This window comes from Shewanella fidelis ATCC BAA-318 (genome assembly GCF_000518605.1).
Taxonomy (GTDB): domain Bacteria; phylum Pseudomonadota; class Gammaproteobacteria; order Enterobacterales; family Shewanellaceae; genus Shewanella; species Shewanella fidelis.
On record NZ_JADX01000004.1, the window covers coordinates 405,146 to 426,423 of the forward strand.

24 protein-coding genes are annotated in these 21,278 nt (G+C 41.7%); 10 read left to right on the forward strand and 14 right to left on the reverse strand.

The features are described from left to right. Positions 1-83 precede the first annotated feature (83 nt). The gene (locus tag L884_RS0101720) at positions 84-1,550 is read left to right on the forward strand and encodes an AAA family ATPase (protein ID WP_028765869.1); all 1,467 of its coding nucleotides are present in this window, start codon (positions 84-86) and stop codon (positions 1,548-1,550) included. Between the two features lie 104 nt (positions 1,551-1,654). Here L884_RS0101720 and L884_RS0101725 read toward each other — a convergent pair whose 3' ends face one another. Continuing rightward, positions 1,655-2,209 (reverse strand): DUF4136 domain-containing protein, encoded by a 555-nt coding sequence (locus L884_RS0101725; RefSeq protein WP_037410150.1) that lies wholly within the window; start codon positions 2,207-2,209, stop codon positions 1,655-1,657. A 110-nt stretch (positions 2,210-2,319) separates the two neighbouring features. On the opposite strand from L884_RS0101725, the gene L884_RS0101730 reads away from it, so the two are divergent. Continuing rightward, on the forward strand, positions 2,320-2,595 hold the full coding sequence (locus L884_RS0101730) for a DUF1289 domain-containing protein (protein WP_028765871.1): 276 nt from the start codon (positions 2,320-2,322) through the stop codon (positions 2,593-2,595). Positions 2,596-2,636: 41 nt separating this feature from the next. On the opposite strand, the gene L884_RS0101735 is transcribed toward L884_RS0101730, so the two are convergent. From L884_RS0101735 to L884_RS0101745, 4 genes are read right to left on the reverse strand one after another with little or no spacing between them, the layout of a single operon-like run. Then, a complete protein-coding gene (locus L884_RS0101735; protein ID WP_028765872.1) occupies positions 2,637-3,908 on the reverse strand; it encodes a sensor histidine kinase in 1,272 nt (423 codons plus the stop codon). Positions 3,909-3,926: 18 nt separating this feature from the next. Beyond that, positions 3,927-4,640 carry a response regulator gene (locus L884_RS0101740; protein WP_028765873.1) on the reverse strand — a complete coding sequence of 238 codons (714 nt, stop codon included), beginning with the start codon at positions 4,638-4,640 and terminating at the stop codon, positions 3,927-3,929. Beyond that, positions 4,640-5,005 (reverse strand): DUF3019 domain-containing protein, encoded by a 366-nt coding sequence (locus tag L884_RS22740; protein ID WP_084221380.1) that lies wholly within the window; start codon positions 5,003-5,005, stop codon positions 4,640-4,642. Before L884_RS22740 ends, L884_RS0101740 begins: the two co-directional genes overlap by 1 nt. Positions 5,006-5,061: 56 nt before the next feature. Further along, positions 5,062-5,940: a MipA/OmpV family protein gene (locus L884_RS0101745; protein WP_028765874.1), complete on the reverse strand. Its 879-nt coding sequence runs from the start codon at positions 5,938-5,940 to the stop codon at positions 5,062-5,064. A 250-nt stretch (positions 5,941-6,190) separates the two neighbouring features. Between L884_RS0101745 and L884_RS0101750 the strand changes: the two genes are divergently transcribed. After that, positions 6,191-6,727: a GNAT family N-acetyltransferase gene (locus L884_RS0101750; protein ID WP_051435491.1), complete on the forward strand. Its 537-nt coding sequence runs from the start codon at positions 6,191-6,193 to the stop codon at positions 6,725-6,727. 2 nt (positions 6,728-6,729) lie between these two features. Here L884_RS0101750 and L884_RS0101755 read toward each other — a convergent pair whose 3' ends face one another. Further along, positions 6,730-7,218 carry a YcxB family protein gene (locus L884_RS0101755; RefSeq protein WP_028765876.1) on the reverse strand — a complete coding sequence of 163 codons (489 nt, stop codon included), beginning with the start codon at positions 7,216-7,218 and terminating at the stop codon, positions 6,730-6,732. A 136-nt stretch (positions 7,219-7,354) separates the two neighbouring features. Between L884_RS0101755 and L884_RS0101760 the strand changes: the two genes are divergently transcribed. Continuing rightward, on the forward strand, positions 7,355-7,693 hold the full coding sequence (locus L884_RS0101760; RefSeq protein WP_028765877.1) for a TehB family protein: 339 nt from the start codon (positions 7,355-7,357) through the stop codon (positions 7,691-7,693). A 7-nt stretch (positions 7,694-7,700) separates the two neighbouring features. Here the strand turns inward: L884_RS0101760 and L884_RS0101765 are convergent, their stop codons facing one another. After that, positions 7,701-8,615: a universal stress protein gene (locus L884_RS0101765; protein WP_245603043.1), complete on the reverse strand. Its 915-nt coding sequence runs from the start codon at positions 8,613-8,615 to the stop codon at positions 7,701-7,703. A gap of 251 nt (positions 8,616-8,866) precedes the next feature. On the opposite strand from L884_RS0101765, the gene L884_RS21550 reads away from it, so the two are divergent. Then, positions 8,867-9,094 carry a hypothetical protein gene (locus L884_RS21550; RefSeq protein ID WP_156925634.1) on the forward strand — a complete coding sequence of 76 codons (228 nt, stop codon included), beginning with the start codon at positions 8,867-8,869 and terminating at the stop codon, positions 9,092-9,094. Between the two features lie 37 nt (positions 9,095-9,131). Next, positions 9,132-9,374, forward strand: coding sequence for a hypothetical protein (locus L884_RS0101775; protein ID WP_028765879.1), 243 nt, complete (start codon positions 9,132-9,134; stop codon positions 9,372-9,374). 129 nt (positions 9,375-9,503) lie between these two features. Here L884_RS0101775 and L884_RS0101780 read toward each other — a convergent pair whose 3' ends face one another. Continuing rightward, entirely contained in the window at positions 9,504-9,926 is a 423-nt protein-coding gene (locus L884_RS0101780; protein WP_028765880.1) for a VOC family protein, read from the reverse strand. Between the two features lie 41 nt (positions 9,927-9,967). Continuing rightward, positions 9,968-10,576 (reverse strand): NAD(P)H-dependent oxidoreductase, encoded by a 609-nt coding sequence (locus L884_RS0101785; RefSeq protein WP_028765881.1) that lies wholly within the window; start codon positions 10,574-10,576, stop codon positions 9,968-9,970. Positions 10,577-10,740: 164 nt separating this feature from the next. Between L884_RS0101785 and L884_RS0101790 the strand changes: the two genes are divergently transcribed. The 3 genes from L884_RS0101790 (at position 10,741) to L884_RS0101805 (ending at position 13,306) form a co-directional block, all read left to right on the forward strand. Continuing rightward, positions 10,741-11,364 (forward strand): helix-turn-helix transcriptional regulator, encoded by a 624-nt coding sequence (locus tag L884_RS0101790; protein WP_028765882.1) that lies wholly within the window; start codon positions 10,741-10,743, stop codon positions 11,362-11,364. Between the two features lie 12 nt (positions 11,365-11,376). Next, the gene (locus L884_RS0101795; RefSeq protein WP_028765883.1) at positions 11,377-12,081 is read left to right on the forward strand and encodes a pseudouridine synthase; all 705 of its coding nucleotides are present in this window, start codon (positions 11,377-11,379) and stop codon (positions 12,079-12,081) included. Positions 12,082-12,706: 625 nt separating this feature from the next. Next, on the forward strand, positions 12,707-13,306 hold the full coding sequence (locus L884_RS0101805) for an acetate uptake transporter (protein ID WP_028765885.1): 600 nt from the start codon (positions 12,707-12,709) through the stop codon (positions 13,304-13,306). A gap of 103 nt (positions 13,307-13,409) precedes the next feature. On the opposite strand, the gene L884_RS0101810 is transcribed toward L884_RS0101805, so the two are convergent. The 3 genes from L884_RS0101810 to L884_RS21555 all read right to left on the reverse strand — a co-directional run bounded on the left by L884_RS0101810 (position 13,410) and on the right by L884_RS21555 (position 16,614). Continuing rightward, the gene (locus tag L884_RS0101810) at positions 13,410-14,942 is read right to left on the reverse strand and encodes an MFS transporter (protein WP_028765886.1); all 1,533 of its coding nucleotides are present in this window, start codon (positions 14,940-14,942) and stop codon (positions 13,410-13,412) included. A 455-nt stretch (positions 14,943-15,397) separates the two neighbouring features. Beyond that, positions 15,398-16,087, reverse strand: coding sequence for an LrgB family protein (locus L884_RS0101825; protein WP_028765888.1), 690 nt, complete (start codon positions 16,085-16,087; stop codon positions 15,398-15,400). After that, a complete protein-coding gene (locus L884_RS21555; RefSeq protein WP_084221372.1) occupies positions 16,084-16,614 on the reverse strand; it encodes a CidA/LrgA family protein in 531 nt (176 codons plus the stop codon). Before L884_RS21555 ends, L884_RS0101825 begins: the two co-directional genes overlap by 4 nt. Positions 16,615-16,721: 107 nt before the next feature. On the opposite strand from L884_RS21555, the gene L884_RS0101835 reads away from it, so the two are divergent. Then, positions 16,722-17,618 carry a LysR substrate-binding domain-containing protein gene (locus tag L884_RS0101835; protein ID WP_028765889.1) on the forward strand — a complete coding sequence of 299 codons (897 nt, stop codon included), beginning with the start codon at positions 16,722-16,724 and terminating at the stop codon, positions 17,616-17,618. Positions 17,619-17,663: 45 nt separating this feature from the next. Here the strand turns inward: L884_RS0101835 and L884_RS22745 are convergent, their stop codons facing one another. Both L884_RS22745 and L884_RS0101845 read right to left on the reverse strand, forming a co-directional pair. After that, positions 17,664-17,828 carry a YqaE/Pmp3 family membrane protein gene (locus L884_RS22745; protein ID WP_012144718.1) on the reverse strand — a complete coding sequence of 55 codons (165 nt, stop codon included), beginning with the start codon at positions 17,826-17,828 and terminating at the stop codon, positions 17,664-17,666. 185 nt (positions 17,829-18,013) lie between these two features. Continuing rightward, positions 18,014-20,980, reverse strand: coding sequence for an ImpA family metalloprotease (locus L884_RS0101845; RefSeq protein WP_028765890.1), 2,967 nt, complete (start codon positions 20,978-20,980; stop codon positions 18,014-18,016). Between the last annotated feature and the right edge of the window lie 298 nt (positions 20,981-21,278).

The window sequence follows — 21,278 nt, forward strand, 5'->3', positions numbered from 1 at the left end:
TGAGCTTATGACTCTTGATATAAAGGGGGCGCAAGCCCCCTTTTGCCTCATTAGTAACTTGTTCAGCTGTTTAAGGACGAAACATGCAAGATATTCAAGATCTCACCGCGGTATTGCGCTCAAATACCCCAATTGTGGTTATCGAAACTTACGAAGAGTACCGAGTCATAGAGTTACTTAAAAAAGTATCTAATATTTTGTTTCAGCCGTTATTTAGCTGGAGCGTGACAGAAGGCTTAATGCGAGTAGATAGCGGTCTTGGACGGCAAAAGTTTAATGCAGAACCGAGTGACATTCTTAGGCAAATAAAATCCACGCAAGAGCAGGGGATCTATGTGCTTTGCGATTTTCACCCTTTTGTGGAAGGTGCACCGAAGAATGTCCGTTTGCTAAAAGAGATCGCTCTTGAGTATGAGTCAATAAAACACACAATAGTATTAGTGAGTCATGAGTTTACTATTCCCGCTGAAATTAAACATTATTGCGCTCACTTCAGGTTATCTTTACCTAGTCGTACTCAGCTATTAAACCTGATTTATGAACAAGTCGATAAGGTCCGTAGTGAGGGCATAATGCTCAACGTGGATGACACTGCGGTGGCCAAGCTTGCTGATAACCTGCGTGGGGTTACATTTGATGATGCCCGCCGATTAGCTCACAAAGCAATTGTGGACGATGGTGCAATCACTCATTCAGACATTGATACCATCAATCGAGCAAAGTTTGAGTTACTGGATCTAAAAGGTGTATTGCAGTTTGAGTATGACACCAGTGATTTCTCGCAAGTCGCAGGATTGCAAAATCTTAAGCGTTGGTTAAGTCATAGAGCCCCAACTTCGGCTGCGAAAGTTGAATTAGATAGACCGAAAGGGGCACTTTTACTTGGTGTTCAAGGAAGCGGAAAAAGTCTAGCGGCCAAAGCGGTAGCGGGGATGTGGCAGCGCCCGCTGCTTAAACTGGATATGGCGGCGTTATATAATAAATATATTGGTGAAACGGAGAAAAATTTAGCTAAAGCATTAGAGCTGGCGGACTTAATGGCGCCTTGCGTGTTGTGGGTTGATGAAATAGAAAAAGGCTTGAGTAGTGGTAGTAGTGACGATGGCACATCCAAGCGTATTCTTGGCACGCTGTTAACTTGGATGGCTGAGCGAACTTCAGATGTTTTTTTGGTCGCGACAGCTAATGACATCAGTGCACTACCGCCAGAGTTAATGCGTAAAGGGCGAATGGATGAAATTTTCTTTGTTGATTTACCTGACGCAAAGATCCGTCAAATCATTTTTAAGATCCACATTACTAAGCGTCAGCTTGAGTTAAGCAAGTTTGATCTTCCCCAGCTTGCTAACGTGACTCAAGGCTTTTCGGGAGCTGAAATCGAGCAAGCGGTGATTTCCGCTGTATATACCGCTAGAGCGTCACAGCTTGAAGTGAACCAAGCTGTGTTACATCAAGAGATTTTGAAAACTCAGCCACTGTCTGTGGTGATGCGTGAACAATTGCACTCATTAAGACTCTGGGCTAAAGAGCGTACAGTTAGTGCTCATTAATAACGAGATAAATAAAACTGATAATTAGCTACGTCGAATAAACGCGATTCTCCGTTATTACCTCTGTGAGTTACTAAAACACAATAAGCGTATTTATTATGCGCTTAATCAGGCTTTTGCGGCGGAAATTGAGCTAATATCTTAGCGACGGTCTCATTGGTTTCTTCGGCTTTGGCATTTCCGCCTTCATCAAATGTAAACTTGTCTGAACCCCGCCAAATAAGCTTGTTAGTTTTTGGGTCAATAATATCAATTTGAATGGTTTGAATTTTAGCCGTGTCACTTCCAACAGGCACATCGACGCTGGTACCTATACTTGCGCCACCTGAACTGCCCCAAGAGCCAGTACCTAGACCAATTGAAAAGCCGGAGTCTTTAGGCTTATCTTCCACCTTAAAACCATAAGTCACATGAAAATCTGGATTAGTTTCTTGTTTAATAAAACCTTGTTTGCTTAGTGCTGTTTCAATCGCAAGCTGAATTCTATTCGCGCTTAGAGGATCGTTATTTGCAGGCGGTACTATCTGAGAGAAGCTGGTTAACTTGCTGAAATCATAATTGAGATCGTAGTCATGTTTAGGTGTTGAGCTACAGGCGCTTAACAAGATTAATGTTAGCGAGATTAGGGTAATCAATAAGTTATGCTGGCATTTTTTCATAGCGAGTTCTCAGTTGTGGGAGGCATGGCTAGTAAAGCAAGTAATACCAATTAGTATAAAGACTGTATTTATTTTAGCCTTTTATGGCCAAGATGGTATATGTTTAACTCATGGAGCAGTTAGAGTTTTTTGAGATCCCCAGTCCCTGCATTGGAGTGTGTCAAAGCGATGCAAGAGGTTATTGTAAGGGATGTTTGCGTAATCGCGACGAACGTTTTAATTGGCTTGAGTTTAGCGATGCGCAAAAAAATAATGTGATTCGTTTATGTAAACAGCGTAAGCGAAGGCGTCAGCTTGCCTATCTTAAAGCCAAAAAGGCGCAGATCCTTGATGAAAGAGCCAAGGTTAATGCTAATCTTGATTTTGATAGCGAAACCACTGACTGATTGGTCGTTGAAGCCGGTAAACTTGTTTGGATTATTGACGATTAATCTTTTTGCTGGCGAATTGGCCAAACTAGGGTAAAGCAGGTAAATCCAGGGCGGCTTTCTAAGGTGACCTCCCCGTGATGTCTTTCCATAATGCGTTTTATAATGGCTAGCCCTAATCCGTGGCCCTTATTGCCATTTTTGCTGCTAGCACTGCGGTAAAAGGGTTCAAATATCTTAGTTTGATCTTCAGCCAAAATACCTTCGCCATGATCAGTAACCGATACGGTTATTGCTTGGTTAGACTGGGCAATTTTTACTTGAATATCATCCGTTGAAAAACGCTGCGCATTTGTGATCAAGTTTTGCAATGCTCGCTCTACCAATGAGGGTTCGGCAGACACAAATATCGCCTCATCAGGCGCGTTTAGTATTATTGGTGTGGGATTGTAGGTCTGCAGCCGTCTAATTGTCTGTGATACCAAACTGGTTAAATCGCAGCGCTCAAAAGTGAGTGATTCGCGCTGGGTTTCTAAACTTGCGTAGGTGAGTAGTTCTTGCAGCAGGTTTTCCATCTCTTTGATATCGAGTTGCATATCGTCTAAGAAACGTTGGCGGCTAGTTAAGTCTGAGTCAGGTTGGCAATACTGCGGTAGTAATGCTAAGGCAAATTTTAGTCGAGCCAGTGGTGTTCTGATCTCATGTGATACCGCATTAGAGAGGTGTTTTTGATTCTCTATTAGGGCGCTAATATGCGCGGCCATATCATTGAATGTGTCAGCTAAAGGTAATACTTGCGAGCTCTTTGCCAGCTTAATACGCGTATTCCATTTGGCTTGACCAAACTCTTTAGTTGCTCGTCCAAGAATCTTAAGATCTTTAGACAGTGGCCACACCCAAATTAATACGATAAACCCAAGTAACAGGTAGAAGAAGATATTGTAAAGGTTTCTCAGGCTAGCACGAGGATCAAGCTCAATAGGCCCTGCCATTAGTACCTGTTCACCGACTGCGACAAAGTGCAGTTCATGGTTGAGATCATAAGGGGTAGCAATGATCTTATCTGCTTGGATAAGCTGCTCACTAGAAAAGGCAACTTGTTCGGCATCGAGCAAGGTTAACGGAAATTTTGGGTTTGACTCAATACTATCAAGCATAGCTTGACGCTGCGCGACTGGGACGGCTGATAGTACCTGCGCTAAAGCAATTAAAGGTGCATCATGTGCACCTTTATCATCGACATTGCTTTGCCATAAATTATCAAGTGCCCAGCCAATGCCTAAAACTCCTAGGCTAAGCAAAAAATATAGGCTAATAAAAAGACGTTTCATCTTAGTATTGTTGTGGCGTTAGTTGTTCCATGCTTCTGGTGCAAATAAGTAACCTTGGCCCCATACGGTTTTAATTCTAAATGGTGTTTCAATGTTATCGCCGAGTTTCTTTCTCAGGCGTGAAATACGCACATCAATTTTTCGGTCTTTGCCATCAAAATCAATATTAAGTAGATATTGATAGATATATTGACGGCTCATGACTTGCCCTGCTTGTGAGGCAAGTAACCATAATAATTCAAATTCGTGACTGGTTAAGTCTACCTCGGTGTCACCAAGCCGAATCGCTTGTGTGTGAGGATCGATACTTAGCTTACCAAAACTTAAGCAGTGTGACTCGACTTGATCTGGTTTAGCTTGTCGACGCAATAGGTTGTTGATCCGCGCCACTAACAGAGCTGGATCAACAGGCTTAACAACATAATCATCGGCGCCTAGTTCAAGCCCTTTGATTTGATCTTCATTTGAGCCTAGTGCGCTCATAAGTAAAATTGGGCCGGCAAAATAGTCAGGCAATTTCTCACATAGCGTTAAACCATCCATGCCTGGCAGCATAATATCGAGTAAAATAATATCTGGCTTGTAATTGATAAGACGGGTTAGCACTGTGTCGCCTCGGCGTTCGACTTCGACATGCATGCCATGGGATTTTAAGAAATCGACGATCAAATTGGCCAAACGAATATCATCTTCGACTAAAAGTACTCTGTGCGTAGATTGCGAGTTGGTCATTAGAATAAACTCCATGGATTTCGGTATCGACGCCTAACCTGAGGCGGAGAAGCTGGTGTTACTTTTAATTTTACACCTGCAATGGTCTCGTGGGTATCTTTGTCTATCATCACAAACTGAATATCACGTTCTGCACTAATATTGACGGTTAAATCGTGAATATCTGGTGAAGTACTGCACCATTGTTTTAAGTCTTTGTAGTCGGATATTATGCAAATTGTTCTATTTGTTAATGTTTGCCACTCGAGAGTGACTTCAATATCACAGGACCTCTCGTCTGCAGAAGTGATGCAGATCTCCGGTGAAAGTTTAAGTAAAGGGGTTAATTCCTCATCGCTGGTTTTTGCTAATACGCTTTGACTCAATAATGAGCCAGCAAAAAAACACAGTAAGAGTTTTTTAGTCGTTGAAAGCACGCTGACTAGAACCTATAAGCAGCACTAACAAAATAGGTACTGGTATAATCTTTATCTAACAGAGGGCTGTCAGCTATTTCATTAGCGATATCGGTATAGCGGGCAACGAAGAGTAAATTCCAGTGCTCAGTTAATACATACTGTCCTGTAAACTCGATGCTTTTATTCACCGCTGACTCCGCCTGATATGCTTGGTTCCAGTAGAGGCTTTCATTAGCTCTAACGCCATAATAGTAATCAACGACCTCTTCACTTTTCCAGTCTAAAACTGCTGCGATTTCAAAATTCCATTTGTTTAGCGGAAGATTGTAAAACCACTTTAGCTTAGATTCCGTGCCACCATGGACATCTAAAATATCATGTGCAACGGTTGCATGCACTATACCAAACCGTGTGTAAATAAAAGCCTCTACTCCGCCAAGATATGTAAAGTTTCGATTTTCTAACTCACCAATAGCTTTAGGATCTTTAGCGGTCCTACCTGTCATAGTGCTAGCTAACGGCGTAACTGCATTATGGTTAGTGTCGCCGCTCAGTAAGAATATATTTGAAGGGTCCCAGCGGTGGAAAAAAGCGCTGTCATTGCTAAAAGTGGTAATTAGGTTAACGGTGTAGTTTTCACCTTCTGTGATAGTGTAGCCAATATTGCCATTGTCAAAAAACCAGTTATCGCCGTAATAGGCTAGAGTTGGAACGGCATATAAAGGAATGTCTTCAAAATCTTTCAGTGGGTTAGTCTTATTACCATAACCTAAGGCTATGCCAATATCCCAACGACCAACTTCAATACAGTCGGTATTGTTATCACAGCTTGTAGGCGTGCTAGCTAAAGATGATGTTGAAAATAGGCTAGCTGTGAGCAGTAATGCTAATAAATAAGGCATCTAAAACATTGACTCATGATTACAAAATTAACAAATGAATTCATAGAGTATCATTTATTACTGAAAAGCGGCATGCGAGATAATCTATTTGTTGCAAACTGATACAGATTGAAAAATAACCATTGCAAGCCTGGTTAATTCAGTTTGCGCTAAAGTTTCTTACTAACGACTAGTTGTTACTTGTTGATATAACAGTTATTTTGTAAAAGCATTATCAATAATACACAAGTGCTATAGCGGGGAGATGTCAATGGAACTCGATACTATTCATACTGTTGCAGGCGAAACTAAATTGCTAGATATAGAGATCCGTCACAGCATTGAGAGTGATATCGAAGGTATTTGGCGGCTTTACAGTCAGCCAAGTTGCTATCGAGAAACATTGCAGCAACCTTTCCCATCACTGCAGTTATGGCAAAAGCGTTTAGTTGAGCTACCTGAAAATGTTTACAGTTTAGTGGCCATTAGGGCTGGTGAGGTGGTTGGCCAAATTGGTATGGAGGTCTTCACTAACCCAAGGCGCAAGCATGTGGCTAATATCGGCATGGCGGTGCATGAAGATTTTCGTGCAATTGGTATTGCGTCGGCCCTGCTTAGCGCCATGGTGTCACATGCGCAAAATTGGTTAGCGGTTAGACGTATCGAATTAGAAGTCTATACAGATAACCATTTAGCCATTAGTTTGTATAAAAAGCATGGCTTTGTTATTGAAGGGGAAATGCGTGAATATGCTTTCCGTGATGGTGAATATATTGACGCATTTCTAATGGCGAACGTTAAAGACTGAACTTAGTTAAGTGCTTTGCTCGCGGCTTTATCTTTAACAAATTGTATGGCGGTTTCATCGAGACTGCGCTTAGAAAGATAACTAACGCCTTTAGCTTGTTTTAATAAAAATCCCTGTTTGGTCTCTGTAAACTCGGTGATGTCGTTCCATAAAATGGTGCCTTGTACGTAAAATGAGTCATTACTAATTCCAGACTCATTAATCGTTAAAGTCACCTCATTGTTGGCTGCTTTACTTATCATTTGGCGCATCAACCACCAAGGCTTTCTAAATTTTACGCTTAATGCTTCTAGCGCACTTAACGCGATTAAAAACCATGATGCATAACCGTTAATGTTGGTTAGCATTAACGCGGTGCCCACAACAGCGAAGATAATTGCTTTTCGATAAGCTTTAATTGAGTTGTCGACAACAGCTGACTCATCAAAGCATTCGCTAAAGTGGCTTTTGTCTAAGGTGTATTGAGTGGTGTAACTATATTCTTGGTTCATTGTTGCTCATTATTGCTGCGGCTTTAACTGCACGGTTTGGCATATTGTGGCAGATTATAGTGGTTAGTTTGCTGATAGTCGCTTAACTTGAACTTAAATTGCATTAATTAGATTTTATAAATGGAAAGGTGAACCTATGGCTAGTATCCCAGTTGATTATGTTAATTATAAATCAACCTCAGTATTTGAGATTAATAGCGTACCTAAGATGTTTTTGCACCTGCACAATACTAAGGCTGGTGTCTTTGGCCAAATCCATGTATTGAATGGCGAACTTAAGTTTTATGGTTTTACTGACAGACGTGGTGAGGTTGAACAAGAGCTGATTATTAAGGCTGGTGAAGTCGCAGTCTCACCGCCTCAGTACTGGCATAAAGTGGAGTTCTTGACTCAAGAGACGCGTTTCAGAGTCGATTTTTGGGCCCATAAAGACTCAGAGATCGTCGCGCAAAACCTATCTGAGCGAGACGAATAGTTAGCTTTCAGTGTAATTGAGGTTTTATCGCTAATATATCGCACTTGAGTTGATCGATAATTACTGCAGAGGTGTGGCCTTTTAATTCGCTGATAAGCCCGTGATGTTCACCTGCACCAATCACTAATAGGTTGGCATTGCATTTATGGGCCACATTAGGAATAACATGGTCTGGCAAGCCTTGCTCTAAATGAAGATGCTCCCGCTTAAGTTGATAGTGCTTAGCCTTGTCTAACAGTCGTTGCCAATGTTGCTGTTTTTGTTCCTCATCTGAGCGGTGGTGGCTATCGGCGGTGACAGCCATGCTCCAGTTTTCTAACTGATAACAATTAACTAAGTGAATATCGCTATTCAATAATCGACTAAGTTGCTGACTATCGTCGAGTAGAGATTGATTGAGTTGATTATGCTCAAAGTTTGATTCTGTTGTTTCCAGTGCAGTAAGAATATGACCGCGGGGTTGCCAATGTTTGTTACCGACTATCATGATTGGCAAAGCGCTGTCTCGCAGCAAATGTGATTCTCGGCTAGGCATGATCTCTTTAAGTAACGAATGGTGTTGGTTATTGATAATAATTAAGTCGTAGTGGCGGCGAGTGCTTTCATCTATCAATGCAATATGATCTTTGACGTTGTTGATCTGTTTTACCTCGATCTCCACTCCTTGACGTTGATATTGGTTAATCAACTTTTTGACAAACAACATAGGATCAAGGGCGTTCTCAGGGATTAACCCAAGTCTGCTTAATAGATTATTGTTGGGCCTGTTTATTTTTAAGGCCGTCACTTTAGCTTTAGCTTTAGTTTTTCTCGCGAGTTGCAGCGCTTTGTTTAGTGCTTCCTGCGCAGCCGAGTAGTTATCGATAAGGGTTAAAGTATTGTGGTAAGCAATCATTAAAGTCGTCCATTTATTGCTTTGCATTGGATCAACTTTAGTCGACAGTCCAGCAAATACCTGCACTTACTAATATCAATTCACGCTTAAAATATCCCTTGTAAGCATTTTTCAATCTACGACTTTTCAAGCTGTTGATTTCATGGCTTTGACACTTTTTAGTTTTTGTCCAATTCAAAAAAATTCACACTATATAACGGTATTTAATGTTAATAAGTTTTAACTTTTTATTAACCGTTGACGCGCGTAGTCTAGTAGCTCTACGGATTGGAGCTGATATGAATACTAAAGATAAGCAAGTTGCACCTAAACAGGAGCCTAAACCAAAAGCAAAAAACACGACAATGAATAGCGCTACTAGTGGTCTAACTGATTTGTTTGCTATGCATACTGAAGTGGCACTATTGCAGTCTATGGCTCGCTCTAAAACCCTAACGATTATGGTTGTGGTCGGTGCGCTATGTTTTGCAGGTTTTATACTGTTTTTATATAAAATGGCGGGGTAGTCGCGCCGGTTTGAAATCATTTGCTAAGGAAAGCAATATGCTTATATTTGCTGCGGAGTTACTGTTTACTATCCTGTGGGATTATGTGCTTTGTTATGTTTTGTATGCCACAGGGGCGGTTGTGCTTTATCTCACGACTTGGGGAAAAGTTAACTATCCACTGGCGCCTGCAACAGTTTTGTCCCACTCTCGACGCAAAGCAAAATCTACCGATCTTCCTTTTTTGTTTGGCTTAGGTTTTTATCTGCTTTTATTTGCAATCGCTATTTGGTTAGCTTAATGGTATTTCTTGCGCCGGAAAAGCTAGATATAGCGTAATAATGAGTTGATCAGGCTCATTGTTTATTACCCTGAAGTCGCTAGTTAAAGCTAATCTTCTCTAACCCGGGCTTGTTCTTTTTAGCCGTACTTATTGGTCATAGCGATTTCGTAAAGCAGGAATGTCGGTTAAGTACTCAACAAATTCGACCTCATAACCATCAGGGTCAATGAAATACACATTACGTCTATATGGGTCGTCCATCCCCGGTTTTGCGATTTCATAACCTGCAGCTTGTAAACGGCTAATAACACCATCTAAATCATCGGTAGCATAAGCAAAGTGAGCTAAACCAACTTGGTGTCCGCTTAAATCACGATTGTCGGCATTGCCATCATCATTGAAAGTTAAATATTGATAATCATCGCCAAAATGTACCCAATTACGTTCAACGCCATACCATGTTGACTCGCCGCCACCGCGTACTTGCCAATGTGGGAATATTGCTTGATAAAAGGTCAGTGCTTTAGGGATGTTCCTTACGACTAGGTTTAAGTGTTCTAAGTGGATCATGGTGAATTCCTTTTATGATTTATGCTAAATAGTGTGATGTCTTACATGCCGTAACTGTACTCTTGCTGCTTAGGATAAGGTTTGTTTTGATGGTTAAATCGTACCGTTTCTAGTGCCGTGCTGTACTGGGCAAGCATATGCAAACTGTAGTCGATACGCTCGCGTAAATGTAAATCACGTTCAGAACTTGGCTCTTGTTTGTTTAGCACCTCCTCAACATTACGAATAATTAAATGATCGGGTGTAGCGACTAATTTATTATTTTTGAGTGCATTCATTCTTAATTCTGCAATCGGGTAAGCGCCGCTTATTCCACTCACCACCGCGACTAATAGTGCTGGTTTATGGGCAGTATCTTGGCTATCGGCCATTAATAGAAAATTCTTCATAAGCGGCGAGGCCATACCGCCCCACTCTGGAGTGATTAGCACTAAAGCATCGGCACGTTTTATTTGTTGAGCGATTAGCGGCCATTGGCTACCGTTGTCCACTTTAGTGCTTGCTTCACCATCCCAAAAGGGCAGCTGGAACTGATTCAATTCAATGTGACTAACTTGCGTAAAGGTAGCAGGCTGCTCGGCAATATAGCGGGCGACTTTGGCACTTTGCGAAGGGCTTCTTTGGCTGGCACTAACAATGACTAATCCCATTTATGTAAACCTTTTTGTTTATTTAAGTTTTAAGTAAAGTAATATCTTTACAAATTAAAGTAAAGAAAAAAGTTTACTTAATGTTTTTTTGAGTAATAATGGCATCAGTCCTATAGCTTTGCTTGTGAGTGACATAAGGAAAGAGCTGTTCAAAAGAGGTGTCGATGAAGACGAGTGATAAGATTTTACAGATGCTGAAAACCCGTGGCGCGCTCACAGCTAAAGTGATTGCTACAGAATTGGGTCTGACAACAATGGCAGTAAGGCAGCACCTGCAAAGCCTAGAGGAAAGCCGTGATCTAGTATATGAAGACCGAAAAGCAACGCGCGGCCGTCCCACGCGTTATTGGGCATTAACACCGCAAAGTAATAGTCATTTTTCTGATAGGCATGAAGAGCTAACAGTACAACTCATTGACTCAGTAAAAACTATTTTTGGTGATGGTGCACTAGAGCAGCTGATTACGCATCGCGAACAAGCCACATATACTCTGTATAGCCAAGCACTTGCTAATGTTGACGGTTTACAAGCTAAGCTGAATATACTAGCAAAATTACGCACAGAAGAAGGCTATATGGCAACGATTGAGCAACATCAAGAGCTGTACTTTCTGCTAGAAAATCATTGTCCAATTTGCGCAGCGGCCACATCTTGTCTGAACTTTTGCCGTTCGGAATTACAACTTTTCCAGAGTCTATTTACTGCAGAGGCGAACATCACTCGAGAAGAACATATTATTGAAGGTGCACGTCGCTGCGCTTATAAAATAGTACCAATAGCAGGATAAAGTAGCGTATTTATGCAATCGAAACGTTCACGTATAGACAGGTTTATTAGCGCTAACACTGGCGTAAGTAAAAAAAATGTACGAACACTTTTAGCTAAAGGATTAGTCAAGGTTGATGGTGTTATCGCCCGCGATATTGACCAGATCATTGATGAGTTTTCCCATGTAACATTCGAAGATAAAGTGCTACAGGCGAATAAAGCCTGCTATGTGATGTTATATAAACCTGTGGGAGTGGTCAGTGCTACTATTGATGATAAACACAAGACGGTTATCGATCTGTTAGATCGAGCAGACAAGCATAGTCTACATATTGTGGGTCGCTTAGATCTCAATACATCAGGACTGCTTTTGTTAACCAATGATGGTCGCTGGTCTAAAAAGCTAATGTCACCTGAGCACAAGGTGGGTAAGTTGTATCGGGTTAGCTTACAAAACCCAATTGATGACTCCTATATTGCTGCATTTGCCAATGGTATGTACTTTGAGTATGAAGACATTACCACATTACCGGCCAAGCTTGAGATAGTGGATGAATACACTGCGTTAGTCACACTTATGGAAGGGCGCTACCATCAAATAAAACGCATGTTTGGTCGCTTTCGTAATCCGGTTGTTGGGTTGCACCGGCTTTCGGTTGGCGCGATCACTTTGGATGAAAAGTTATTGCCTGGAGAGAGTCGCGAGTTAACAGTAGATGAAGTACTTAATGCTTAAGGTTGCCGACTCTGACTAACTAGCCGTACTTTGTTGGTATTTTCTATTTAGTGGTTTCCTCCTATAACAATTATTATGGCGTAACCGAGTTACAACAAGTTACTCGGTTTTTTATTAGCTAACTTTAAGCAAGTAAATTTCAACTCCTGATATCCGCTTCTCAAATGCAGCCTTTAAACTCGCTTTTAGCAGGCCTGATTGGGCCAAAAGGCTTCTGTCTATGTATATTTCCTATACAGATAAAATTTTTATATTGGTTGCTAGCTATTGTTCAACTTTGTGAGCTGGTGCAATTTTTCGACATCTGTGGTTCAGCAAATTCATTAATTACTAAAGTGCGAACAAGCCATTGCGATGATCAATGTCTCATTTATGTAAATTATGAGGTATTGATCGCTGTTGTGTTTATCGCTAGTTGTTTATTTGCAGGTAACGAGCTAAGTGTATGATTTATATTGATTTGTTTTTAAACTGTGAGTGTGTCGCTACGATAGATAAGTTATTGGAGATATTTGCTCAGGATAATGGCTTCAACTAGAATGCGCGCGCTCAAATTAACTCAATTTAATAATGCGGCTTTTTAGAAGGCGCATTTGTTAGTGAATACTTCCTGTAGGGGAACTTAATGTCTACACAACTCGCTAATCCTGCTCCACTTGGCCTAATGGGCTTCGGTATGACTACCGTACTATTAAACATCCATAACGCAGGCTTTTTCCCAATTGACTCAATGATTTTAGCAATGGGAATTTTCTACGGCGGTCTTGCTCAGGTTATCGTGGGTATCATGTGCTTTAAGCGCGGCGATACGTTCGGTACCACAGCATTTACATCTTACGGTCTATTTTGGTTAACCCTAGTTGGTTTAATCGTTATGCCGAAAATGGGTTTTGCGGCTAGCCCTGCAACATTCATGGGTTGGTACTTACTATTATGGGGCATGTTTACTGCTGCATTATTTGTTGGTTCACTACGTTACCCACGTGCTAAACAAGTTGTGTTTGCATCATTAACTATTTTGTTCTTCCTACTTGCTGCTCGCGATTTCACTGGTAGTGAGTTGATTGGCACTATCGCCGGTTACGAAGGTATTTTCTGTGGTCTAAGTGCAATTTATTTTGCAATGGCTCAAGTGTTAAACGCTGAGTTTGGCCGTGTTATTTTACCTATCGGTCCAGTTGCTGTTGCTGCGTACGAGCCAGAAGCTGACAAACAAGCCGCTTAAGCTATCCACCAATTATTATCTCCGATAATGCATAGTTTAAAGCGTTAAAAAAGCTGACCTTAGGTCAGCTTTTTTATATCTACGGTTTGGCGTTACATCGCAATTAACGCTGTTGTAGCTTGAGTAGCCACTTTCCGTAAAGGTAGATCCCCACTGCTGAAATAGTACCGATAGCAGCAATAATGTACCAAGCCATACCGATATTGTGCGTGTTATACAGTAATGTGGTTAACTCTTTTGCTGGCTCACCGGTATAAGCCACTAATGTTGTAAAGGCTTCACCTTGTGGAATGGCGCTAATGTCACTTGCACTCATGCCGCGCTCCGCAAGTAATTCTAATGAGAAGACTTCTTTAGAGGCATACATTTCATATAGTTTAGGACCAAAGTAACCTTCTAAGGTCCAGCCGATCCCCTGCGGTAACATAACAAAGCCAAGATACATGGCTTTTTTGCCTTCAGGAGCAATATTGCCCATAAACTCATTCTTCTTCGGGCTGATCATCATCTCACCAAAAGAGAACATTGCAATCGCAAGGACGATCATCCATGCAGCGTTGGTTGCACCAATCACGACGAAAGCGATAATACTTAATAGACAACCACCTAACATGGCTGTGGTGATGCGGTACTTAGCCGTTAATGCTGCCACTAAGAAACAGGTCGTCATAATCATACCTGCATTTAAGTTAAGCATACCTTCAGGCATCACTTTAGTACCGGTATTATCCAGTCCAAGCCAGAACTGCAATATGCCGTTCGAGGTTCCTTCTGGGCCAAATAATGAGGTAACTATAACGCTAGTATCGACCCATTCAGCAATATGAATGGGTAACACATCAAATAGTGAGTTGAATAGGAACCAGAAACCTGCAAATACAAGCATGTAGTAAATAACGACAGGCTTTTTTAGTTCATGCCAAGCGTCTTTCCAAAGTGCTTCTTGATGTATTTCACCTGATTTTATTTTACGATTACGCTCCATGCGCTCTTCTTTGCCCGGCTCTTTATAGGCAAGTAAGAATAGGAAGTTAAGCGAGATAATCGCGGCACACGCATAGAATACGTTGTCCCAAGAAAGCTGGCGCATATGTACAGCAACCAGCGGGCCTAAGAAACCACCAATGTTTACCACTTGATAGAAAATACCCCAAGCCATAGAAGTATTTTGTCTACCTGTTGATAAAACTAAGGTGCCTTGAATGCCCGGCTTAAAGATCCCGGTACCACCGGCGAGCAAGATTGCACCGATGAGGAAGCCATAAAAGCTTGGGAAAAATGCCATGACTAGGTAGCCAGCAATTTTAATTACGGTAGAGGCAAAAATGGTTTCTTTATAACCGACTCGGTCTGAGATCCCGCCTGTAAAAACGGGAATAAAGGTCTGCATAAATGCCCATATCGCGATAATGACACCGTAATCACTGAGACTAATCCCTAAGCCACCCTCAGAGGTGGGGGCTTTTGCATACAGGCCAGCACTGGCTTTTACGCCGTAGTAAGCGATTCGCTCTACTAGCTCCATGCCACCGACTATCCAAAATATATAACTTAAGCTGGCAATAGAGGCCCACATACCAAGCTGTTTAACTTCCCGCAGGTCGTTATCTGCATAAGTATCTTTCGAATCACTCATAACTTTCCTTCAATTTTTGTAATTATTTATAGTTATTTTGTATGTTTTTATTGTGTTGGTTTTGAGTATGTCGAACGTGTAACTCTTTACCAAAACGCTGCAAGCTTGTAATTGCAGCAGACACTTTACCTAATTTGTTGTTAAACGCAAAAGTGTTAATTTTCACTTTAGTGAGCTTTAAGCAGCTTTTAATTCGTTTAACTGACAAAAAGAGTACTTAATTAGTTGTTAGGCAAAGGCAGAAGATATCAATAGGCTAACAAAACATGGGGTAATCTGTGTGTAGGTTAATAAACGAAAGTTATTTCACTCGTCTATTAGCATGGGTAGGGGGAGCTGGAGCAAATGGAAAGTAGAGGAAATAGGAGTGTTAAGCCTGAACGCTGTCGATACTATTAGTGATGCAATCGCTAACAGTATCGGCAGCAAAGGTTGTGAGTTAACCGGTAGTCAGATCAGTTAACTAACATAGCAAAGACTGGCGCAGTGAGTACCATTGCAATACCGGTAAAAATCATCGTTAGACTGGCAATAACCCCTTCTTGGCGGCCAATTTCATTTGCTTTAGCTGCACCTGCACCGTGAGCTGAAGCTCCCAATGCAACACCTTTAGCAATCGAACTTTGAATATGTGCAACTTTAAATAGTGGCTCACATATCAACATGCCAATGACTCCAGTCAGTAATACCAACATTGCGGTGAGCTCTGGTATACCGCCAAATGAGCTTGTTGCTTCAATAGCAAACGGAGTTGAGACTGAGCGCACCATCAGGCTGTGTGATAACTCAGGTGGCAGATTGGTCAGCTTTGTCAGTAACCAAGATGAAGCAAGGCCAAGCAGCAAACCGCAGATGACACCTAGGCTGAGTGTTAATGGGTACTGTTTAATTAGTTTGCGCTCACGATAAATTGGCAATGCAAATGCGATGGTCGCTGGCGCTAACATTGCTGCTAAATAGTGGGTATAGCTAAAGTAATCACTGATATCAATCTTCAGACTTACCACAGTGATTAATATCGCAACGGGAGCAACAATAATAGGGGCTAGCCAAACTCTGCGTTGCCGCCGGTATAGTGCTTTACTTGCGAAATAACCTGCTAATGTGATGGCTAAACAAAATAAACCTAGGGCTGAATGGTTCATGCTGCTTGGCGCTCCTTGGGAGTTTTTTGCGTTGAATTGGATGCCGGGGTAGGTAAGCTCAACACTTTTTCCGTAGCTCTTATGGTTTGTAGCGAATGCTCAGGTGCTTCTGCAGTTTGACGCTGTAAACGCTTTTTGTGCTCAAATTTAAATAATTTATCTACCGCAAAAGCTGTGCCCAATAGTACGCATGTACTCGCTGCTAACATGGTAGTAATTAATATTGCACCAAAATGTTCTAGTAAAGCCTGATACTTAATGACTGCCACAACTGGCGGAATGAAAAACAACAGCAACTCACCGATTAGCCATGTGGCTGCCAATTCAACACTGCGCTCAGGTATTAGCTTCAGTGAAAGCAGCGCTAGCAGCAGTGCGAGGCCAATGACGCTGCCAGGAATAGGTGAGTGAATGTAAGTTGCTAAGATTTGGCATAACCAAGCAAATCCACAAAAAGCGCTCACTTGCAAAATAAGCATACAAGCGTGTTTGATATTTAGCTGTTTAAGTTGGGCTAACAAAGCCATGGGAATGTCCAAAACAGTGTGGGGGCTAAGTTGGCTTAGTTTACGCTTGCTAATTCGATAGAAAAAATGAATATTAAGAATGGTATCTATAAAAAATGGTTATTTAAATGGATCTCAAAGCACTGCAATACTTTATTCAAGTCGTTGATGCTGGTGGCTTTGCTAGGGCGAGTCACGTGGCATTTTTGACACAACCCGCACTCTCTAAAGCAATAAGAATGCTAGAAGATGAGCTAGATATGGTGTTACTGGAGCGAGGAAAGCGAGGCACCCAGATAAAGCTCACCGCAGCAGGTGAGGTTGTATATCGCCATGCACAGCAATTGTTAAGCGGGCGTCAGGCACTGTTGCATGAGCTTGACGCGCTGCGTAACTTAAGTGGCGGTAGCTTAAAACTGGGTTTAGCACCTCTAGGTAGTGCTGAACTGTTTGCTCCAGTTATTGCTAAATTTCGTCAGCTATACCCAAAAATCGATATGCAACTGTTAGTGCGTGGTGGTATAGAGCAAACACTGGCATTACAGAAAAATGAGATTGAGTTAGCGACAGGCATTATCGCTTTTGACGGTGAGTTTGATGGCTTGAGGATCCGTAATGATCCTATGGTGGTTGTCGTACCGAAAACTCACGAGCTTTCATGTTGTGAAGAGTTGCAATTAACCGATTTGCGTGGATTATCACAGGTGATGTTTGAGCCGGAATATGCTCTGTATGAATTGGTTTTAGATGCCTGTGATAAAGCGGGTTTTGTTCCAGCAGAAATCACCCGGGTGAGTCATGCAGACTTTGGTATTGCACTGGTGGCAGCTGGTACCGGAATTATGGTTTTGCCGCAAATTATTGCTGAGCGCTATCGAGTCGATGCGGTAGTGAATGTGCCTTTAGCCAGTCAAGATCTGCGTTGGGAGTTATCACTATTTTGGCGTAAACAGCAGAGTTTGTCTTTTGCGGCTAAAGCGATGATTGAGCTTGTTAAGCAGCAGCTGGAACAAAGCAAACCTTAGAGATGAAAAAAGCCCAACATGAGTTGGGCTAATGAATGATTCTACCTACTTTGTAACTACCCACAGCGCATGCAGTAAACCTGGAATAAAAAACAGCAGACACAAAATAATATTGATAAGTAAGTCTTTACCTACGCCGCTTTTGAGAAAAACAGCCACAGGCGGTAATAAAATTGCGATGATGATGAGTAACAGCTTGTTGGTATCCATAAATTGATATCCTTTTAGTTTTCATTACAAATCGTAGTCTTATTCATCAAGTTTTTGCTAAAAAACACTTGTGATTTCAAGACCCAAGTTAATATGTGGCTGCTTAAGTATAAAACTTAATCCATATTCCTAGGATTGTAAATGTAGTATTTAGGTTAATAATGCTCAACGAATGACTTACTCGTCTACAGTGGCCAAGCTGATACCCCGTCTATCGCCACCGCAGGCAAATCTAAGCTTTTGCAGTACTCTCCAGGTGCATAAACATAGATTTGTTTAGCCAGCGCGGTAAATCCAAATGAGCCAACTTGCTCTTTCGCCGCTTGAGTTGTAGCTAGCCCCCACATCTGATACATCTGGCGATAATCAAGTTGAGTTGCATAGCTCATGGCGATCATTAAGAAGTCATTGTTAGAGATATTTTGCGCAGATGCCAAGCTAAACTGATCGAAGCCCAGTTTTGTTCGCTGTTGTTGCCACGTCTCTTCATTGGCTTTCGCTCTTTCAAACTCGCGTAGTAATATGTGAACTCTAGCAAGCAGGTGCCAACCGTTTTCGAGTGCGCCATACTTTTGCGATGCAATCATCATTTGTAGCATAGTGGCCATGCCACTTGACCAGCTTGTTAATTGTGCTGATTGCATATAGGCAAAGGGATCTGCTTGATTGACACTTGCCTGTAACATCTCAAATTCATCTTTTATATCTAGTCCTTGGCATGAGGGAAGCTTTCCAAGTTCGGTATAGGCTCGCGATTTAGTGTAGTAAGAATAGGGGTTGGTGGATGCATGACCATCGTGACCATCAAAACGCAAGCGTCCCTTTTCAAGACCATGGCCTAATTCATGTATATCCCCGTGGCCTGTTGGGCTAAATGACCAACTTGCGTCATAAGGATTGCCTGAACAGCCTGCACCGCATGTTGCTTGGTCGGCATTCATATGTTTAACAGTATCAATGCTGTCAATTTGCCAACCTTTGTTGTTGGCAAAGTCACTGATCTCAGCGACTTCATCAATAAATGGTCCTTTAAAGCCGGCGAGCAAATGCGGGTAATTATGTACTTGGGTCATAATTGCATCGGCCATTTTTTCGGGTGTATTCCAAAGTGGCTCATGAGCCATGGTTTGTTGCATCTTATCGATCTTAGAGTGAACCTCGAAATGCTCAGTTGCAAGCTCTGCCCAGTCGTATTGGTTAGCTGTTAAAGCCTGCATGAATTGATTACCATCCATGCCTTTACGCCAATATGGGTGCAGTCCCACCTGACTAAAACTAAATTCGGTAGCTAAGTCACCGGTATCGAAGTTAATTTGCATTGGGCCACCGTAGGGACTGGTAAACTTGATGGTTTCACCTGCTTTTACTTCAATATGAGTCGATTGCAGTAGTTTAGGGCGTTTATAGCCGTTTTCGGCGAACTCATGGGTTGAGCCTGAACGTAGTGTATTGATAAATATCCAAGTACGAACTGGGTTGTTGTCATTGCGTGTTACGCTGACCGTTCGACCGGGTAAAGCATATACGCCTGCTGATCTAAACCCTTGTTTGCTGATTAAACTGACCTCTTTGTTTATTGCTGTTACATGGCTAAAGTCCGTTCGGCTAAAATTACCGAGATCTTTTGGTACAGCATTGATATCACGGTAGTTATATACGCTATGGTCGGCATAGTAGGCTTTTAGATAGCGCAGATTGTCGGTAGTGACGACATCCATAGGGTATTGAATATCTTGGCGGTAGTTATCACCTAAAAGGATTAGTAATTTATATAGCGTGTAATCAGAGTGGTTAAAAATATCGATTCTATTGCTTTCAATGCTTTGAATATTACGTCGTATTTTTGATAGCGCTGAGCGATAAGTACTATCAAATAGGTCATCACAACGTGTTGCACAGTTAGCAAGATTGAAATCGACTTGCTGAGAGTCGAACAGATCTAGCCAAAGTCGCTCTTTTTCTAATGCGACAAAATGACTTAGCATGTCTGTGACAGACGACCAATCGGCTTTATCTTGAGCAAAATAGTTCCCCGGTCCGCCGGGCTCTTGCATACTAAAGCCCATAGGATTAATGACTGTTTGGGTAAGAGGCTTACTATTCCAACTATGTAGATGTACATAAAGTAATGGCTGTTTATCACTCTGGATTTGAGCGATAAGTGGTTTTACTGTATCGATAGGAAATAGTTCAGAGGAACCGCTGATCACAAGTTGGGCTTCGCGCAAGCAACTGCTTAAGTTGGCTTCATCGCTACAAGTTTCGACTTGCCAGTTTGGATAGTTTTCATTAATCCAACTGTTAATGCGACTAACTGTATTGCCTGCCATCAGAAATAGTCTGACTTGATGAGTTTCGGCAAGTGTAGTGACATCTTTTGCCATCATCCAAGCTAATAATCGTTTAAAACTGGCTTCAAATTCGGCGTTATTACCTTGCTGCATACTTGAAATAATATCAGTACCGAAAGCTGCATTGCGTTGTCCTGCAATATCGTTAGTTGCTGCAAAGGTCAGCCCTTTGTTACCTGTCACAATGGCATAAGCTTTACTTTGTGGGTAGCCATGCTCTGCGTTAGATAGGCCAATCATTTGTGAGTGTCGACCTTGATCGTATTTCACGACGCCATCTTGGTAGATTTGCTTTAATAGAGAAACGCCATCAATACGATATTGATCGATATGCTTAATCGCTCTCGTTACCATCTTTGGGGATAGCGCTTGTACAAGGCTTGCATCACCGATTGTTAATGCTGTGGAAATTTTATCGTTTAATTGTAAGGTTATGCTATCTGTTGCGGTTTGGTTAGCGCTATCAGTAACCGTTAAGCTGAGTGAGATTTCGGCAGCGGCTTCTAATGCGCTTGCATCAATAGTGACGTTATCTATGCTGCTATTGGATAAGACTACTTTAGGGCCTGAAAGCTGTTGCCATTCAAAGGTTGGCGTGCCTGTAGCAAAAGTTGCCACATCGGCAGTTATTGAGACTAGATTATCATTCCATGCGGTAATGTCATCGCCTAGCTCAACTGTAGGCGCTTGAATCACTGGCGGGACGACATTACCTTCATCACCATTAGCGGTTGAATCATCTGAGCCACCACACGCAGATAGCCCTAACAAGATAAAACTGGATAAAACTAATTGCTTCATTTTTTTAACACTCCATGCAATTTGTTTACATACTGGGTGCTTTTGATTTTTAAAGCAATTAAATCTTAATAATATCCTTAAAAAACAATAATTAAGTCATTTTATTGACGCTGTCATCAAGTTGACTTTTTGCTGTAGTTGTCGCTATTGCTAGGTGTTTTTTGGCGTTTTTTTTATAAGCCTGTGAGCTAAGTCAATAATTTAATCTTATATTTCATCATTTTGTACCAAGTTGAAGCAATTTCTCTATGCTGCAATCGGCCTGAATTTGTTTGCTTACTGCGAGCGACCAGTCGCC

What these genes read in the sequence shown, in the direction of transcription:
- L884_RS0101720 (WP_028765869.1), top strand. Translation starts at nt 84, where the DNA reads ATGCAAGATATTCAAGATCTCACCGCGGTATTGCGCTCAAATACCCCA.
- L884_RS0101725 (WP_037410150.1), bottom strand. Translation starts at nt 2,209, where the DNA reads ATGAAAAAATGCCAGCATAACTTATTGATTACCCTAATCTCGCTAACA.
- L884_RS0101730 (WP_028765871.1), top strand. Translation starts at nt 2,320, where the DNA reads ATGGAGCAGTTAGAGTTTTTTGAGATCCCCAGTCCCTGCATTGGAGTG.
- L884_RS0101735 (WP_028765872.1), bottom strand. Translation starts at nt 3,908, where the DNA reads ATGAAACGTCTTTTTATTAGCCTATATTTTTTGCTTAGCCTAGGAGTT.
- L884_RS0101740 (WP_028765873.1), bottom strand. Translation starts at nt 4,640, where the DNA reads ATGACCAACTCGCAATCTACGCACAGAGTACTTTTAGTCGAAGATGAT.
- L884_RS0101745 (WP_028765874.1), bottom strand. Translation starts at nt 5,940, where the DNA reads ATGCCTTATTTATTAGCATTACTGCTCACAGCTAGCCTATTTTCAACA.
- L884_RS0101750 (WP_051435491.1), top strand. Translation starts at nt 6,191, where the DNA reads ATGGAACTCGATACTATTCATACTGTTGCAGGCGAAACTAAATTGCTA.
- L884_RS0101755 (WP_028765876.1), bottom strand. Translation starts at nt 7,218, where the DNA reads ATGAACCAAGAATATAGTTACACCACTCAATACACCTTAGACAAAAGC.
- L884_RS0101760 (WP_028765877.1), top strand. Translation starts at nt 7,355, where the DNA reads ATGGCTAGTATCCCAGTTGATTATGTTAATTATAAATCAACCTCAGTA.
- L884_RS0101765 (WP_245603043.1), bottom strand. Translation starts at nt 8,615, where the DNA reads ATGCAAAGCAATAAATGGACGACTTTAATGATTGCTTACCACAATACT.
- L884_RS21550 (WP_156925634.1), top strand. Translation starts at nt 8,867, where the DNA reads ATGAATACTAAAGATAAGCAAGTTGCACCTAAACAGGAGCCTAAACCA.
- L884_RS0101775 (WP_028765879.1), top strand. Translation starts at nt 9,132, where the DNA reads ATGCTTATATTTGCTGCGGAGTTACTGTTTACTATCCTGTGGGATTAT.
- L884_RS0101780 (WP_028765880.1), bottom strand. Translation starts at nt 9,926, where the DNA reads ATGATCCACTTAGAACACTTAAACCTAGTCGTAAGGAACATCCCTAAA.
- L884_RS0101785 (WP_028765881.1), bottom strand. Translation starts at nt 10,576, where the DNA reads ATGGGATTAGTCATTGTTAGTGCCAGCCAAAGAAGCCCTTCGCAAAGT.
- L884_RS0101790 (WP_028765882.1), top strand. Translation starts at nt 10,741, where the DNA reads ATGAAGACGAGTGATAAGATTTTACAGATGCTGAAAACCCGTGGCGCG.
- L884_RS0101795 (WP_028765883.1), top strand. Translation starts at nt 11,377, where the DNA reads ATGCAATCGAAACGTTCACGTATAGACAGGTTTATTAGCGCTAACACT.
- L884_RS0101805 (WP_028765885.1), top strand. Translation starts at nt 12,707, where the DNA reads ATGTCTACACAACTCGCTAATCCTGCTCCACTTGGCCTAATGGGCTTC.
- L884_RS0101810 (WP_028765886.1), bottom strand. Translation starts at nt 14,942, where the DNA reads ATGAGTGATTCGAAAGATACTTATGCAGATAACGACCTGCGGGAAGTT.
- L884_RS0101825 (WP_028765888.1), bottom strand. Translation starts at nt 16,087, where the DNA reads ATGAACCATTCAGCCCTAGGTTTATTTTGTTTAGCCATCACATTAGCA.
- L884_RS21555 (WP_084221372.1), bottom strand. Translation starts at nt 16,614, where the DNA reads ATGGCTTTGTTAGCCCAACTTAAACAGCTAAATATCAAACACGCTTGT.
- L884_RS0101835 (WP_028765889.1), top strand. Translation starts at nt 16,722, where the DNA reads ATGGATCTCAAAGCACTGCAATACTTTATTCAAGTCGTTGATGCTGGT.
- L884_RS22745 (WP_012144718.1), bottom strand. Translation starts at nt 17,828, where the DNA reads ATGGATACCAACAAGCTGTTACTCATCATCATCGCAATTTTATTACCG.
- L884_RS0101845 (WP_028765890.1), bottom strand. Translation starts at nt 20,980, where the DNA reads ATGAAGCAATTAGTTTTATCCAGTTTTATCTTGTTAGGGCTATCTGCG.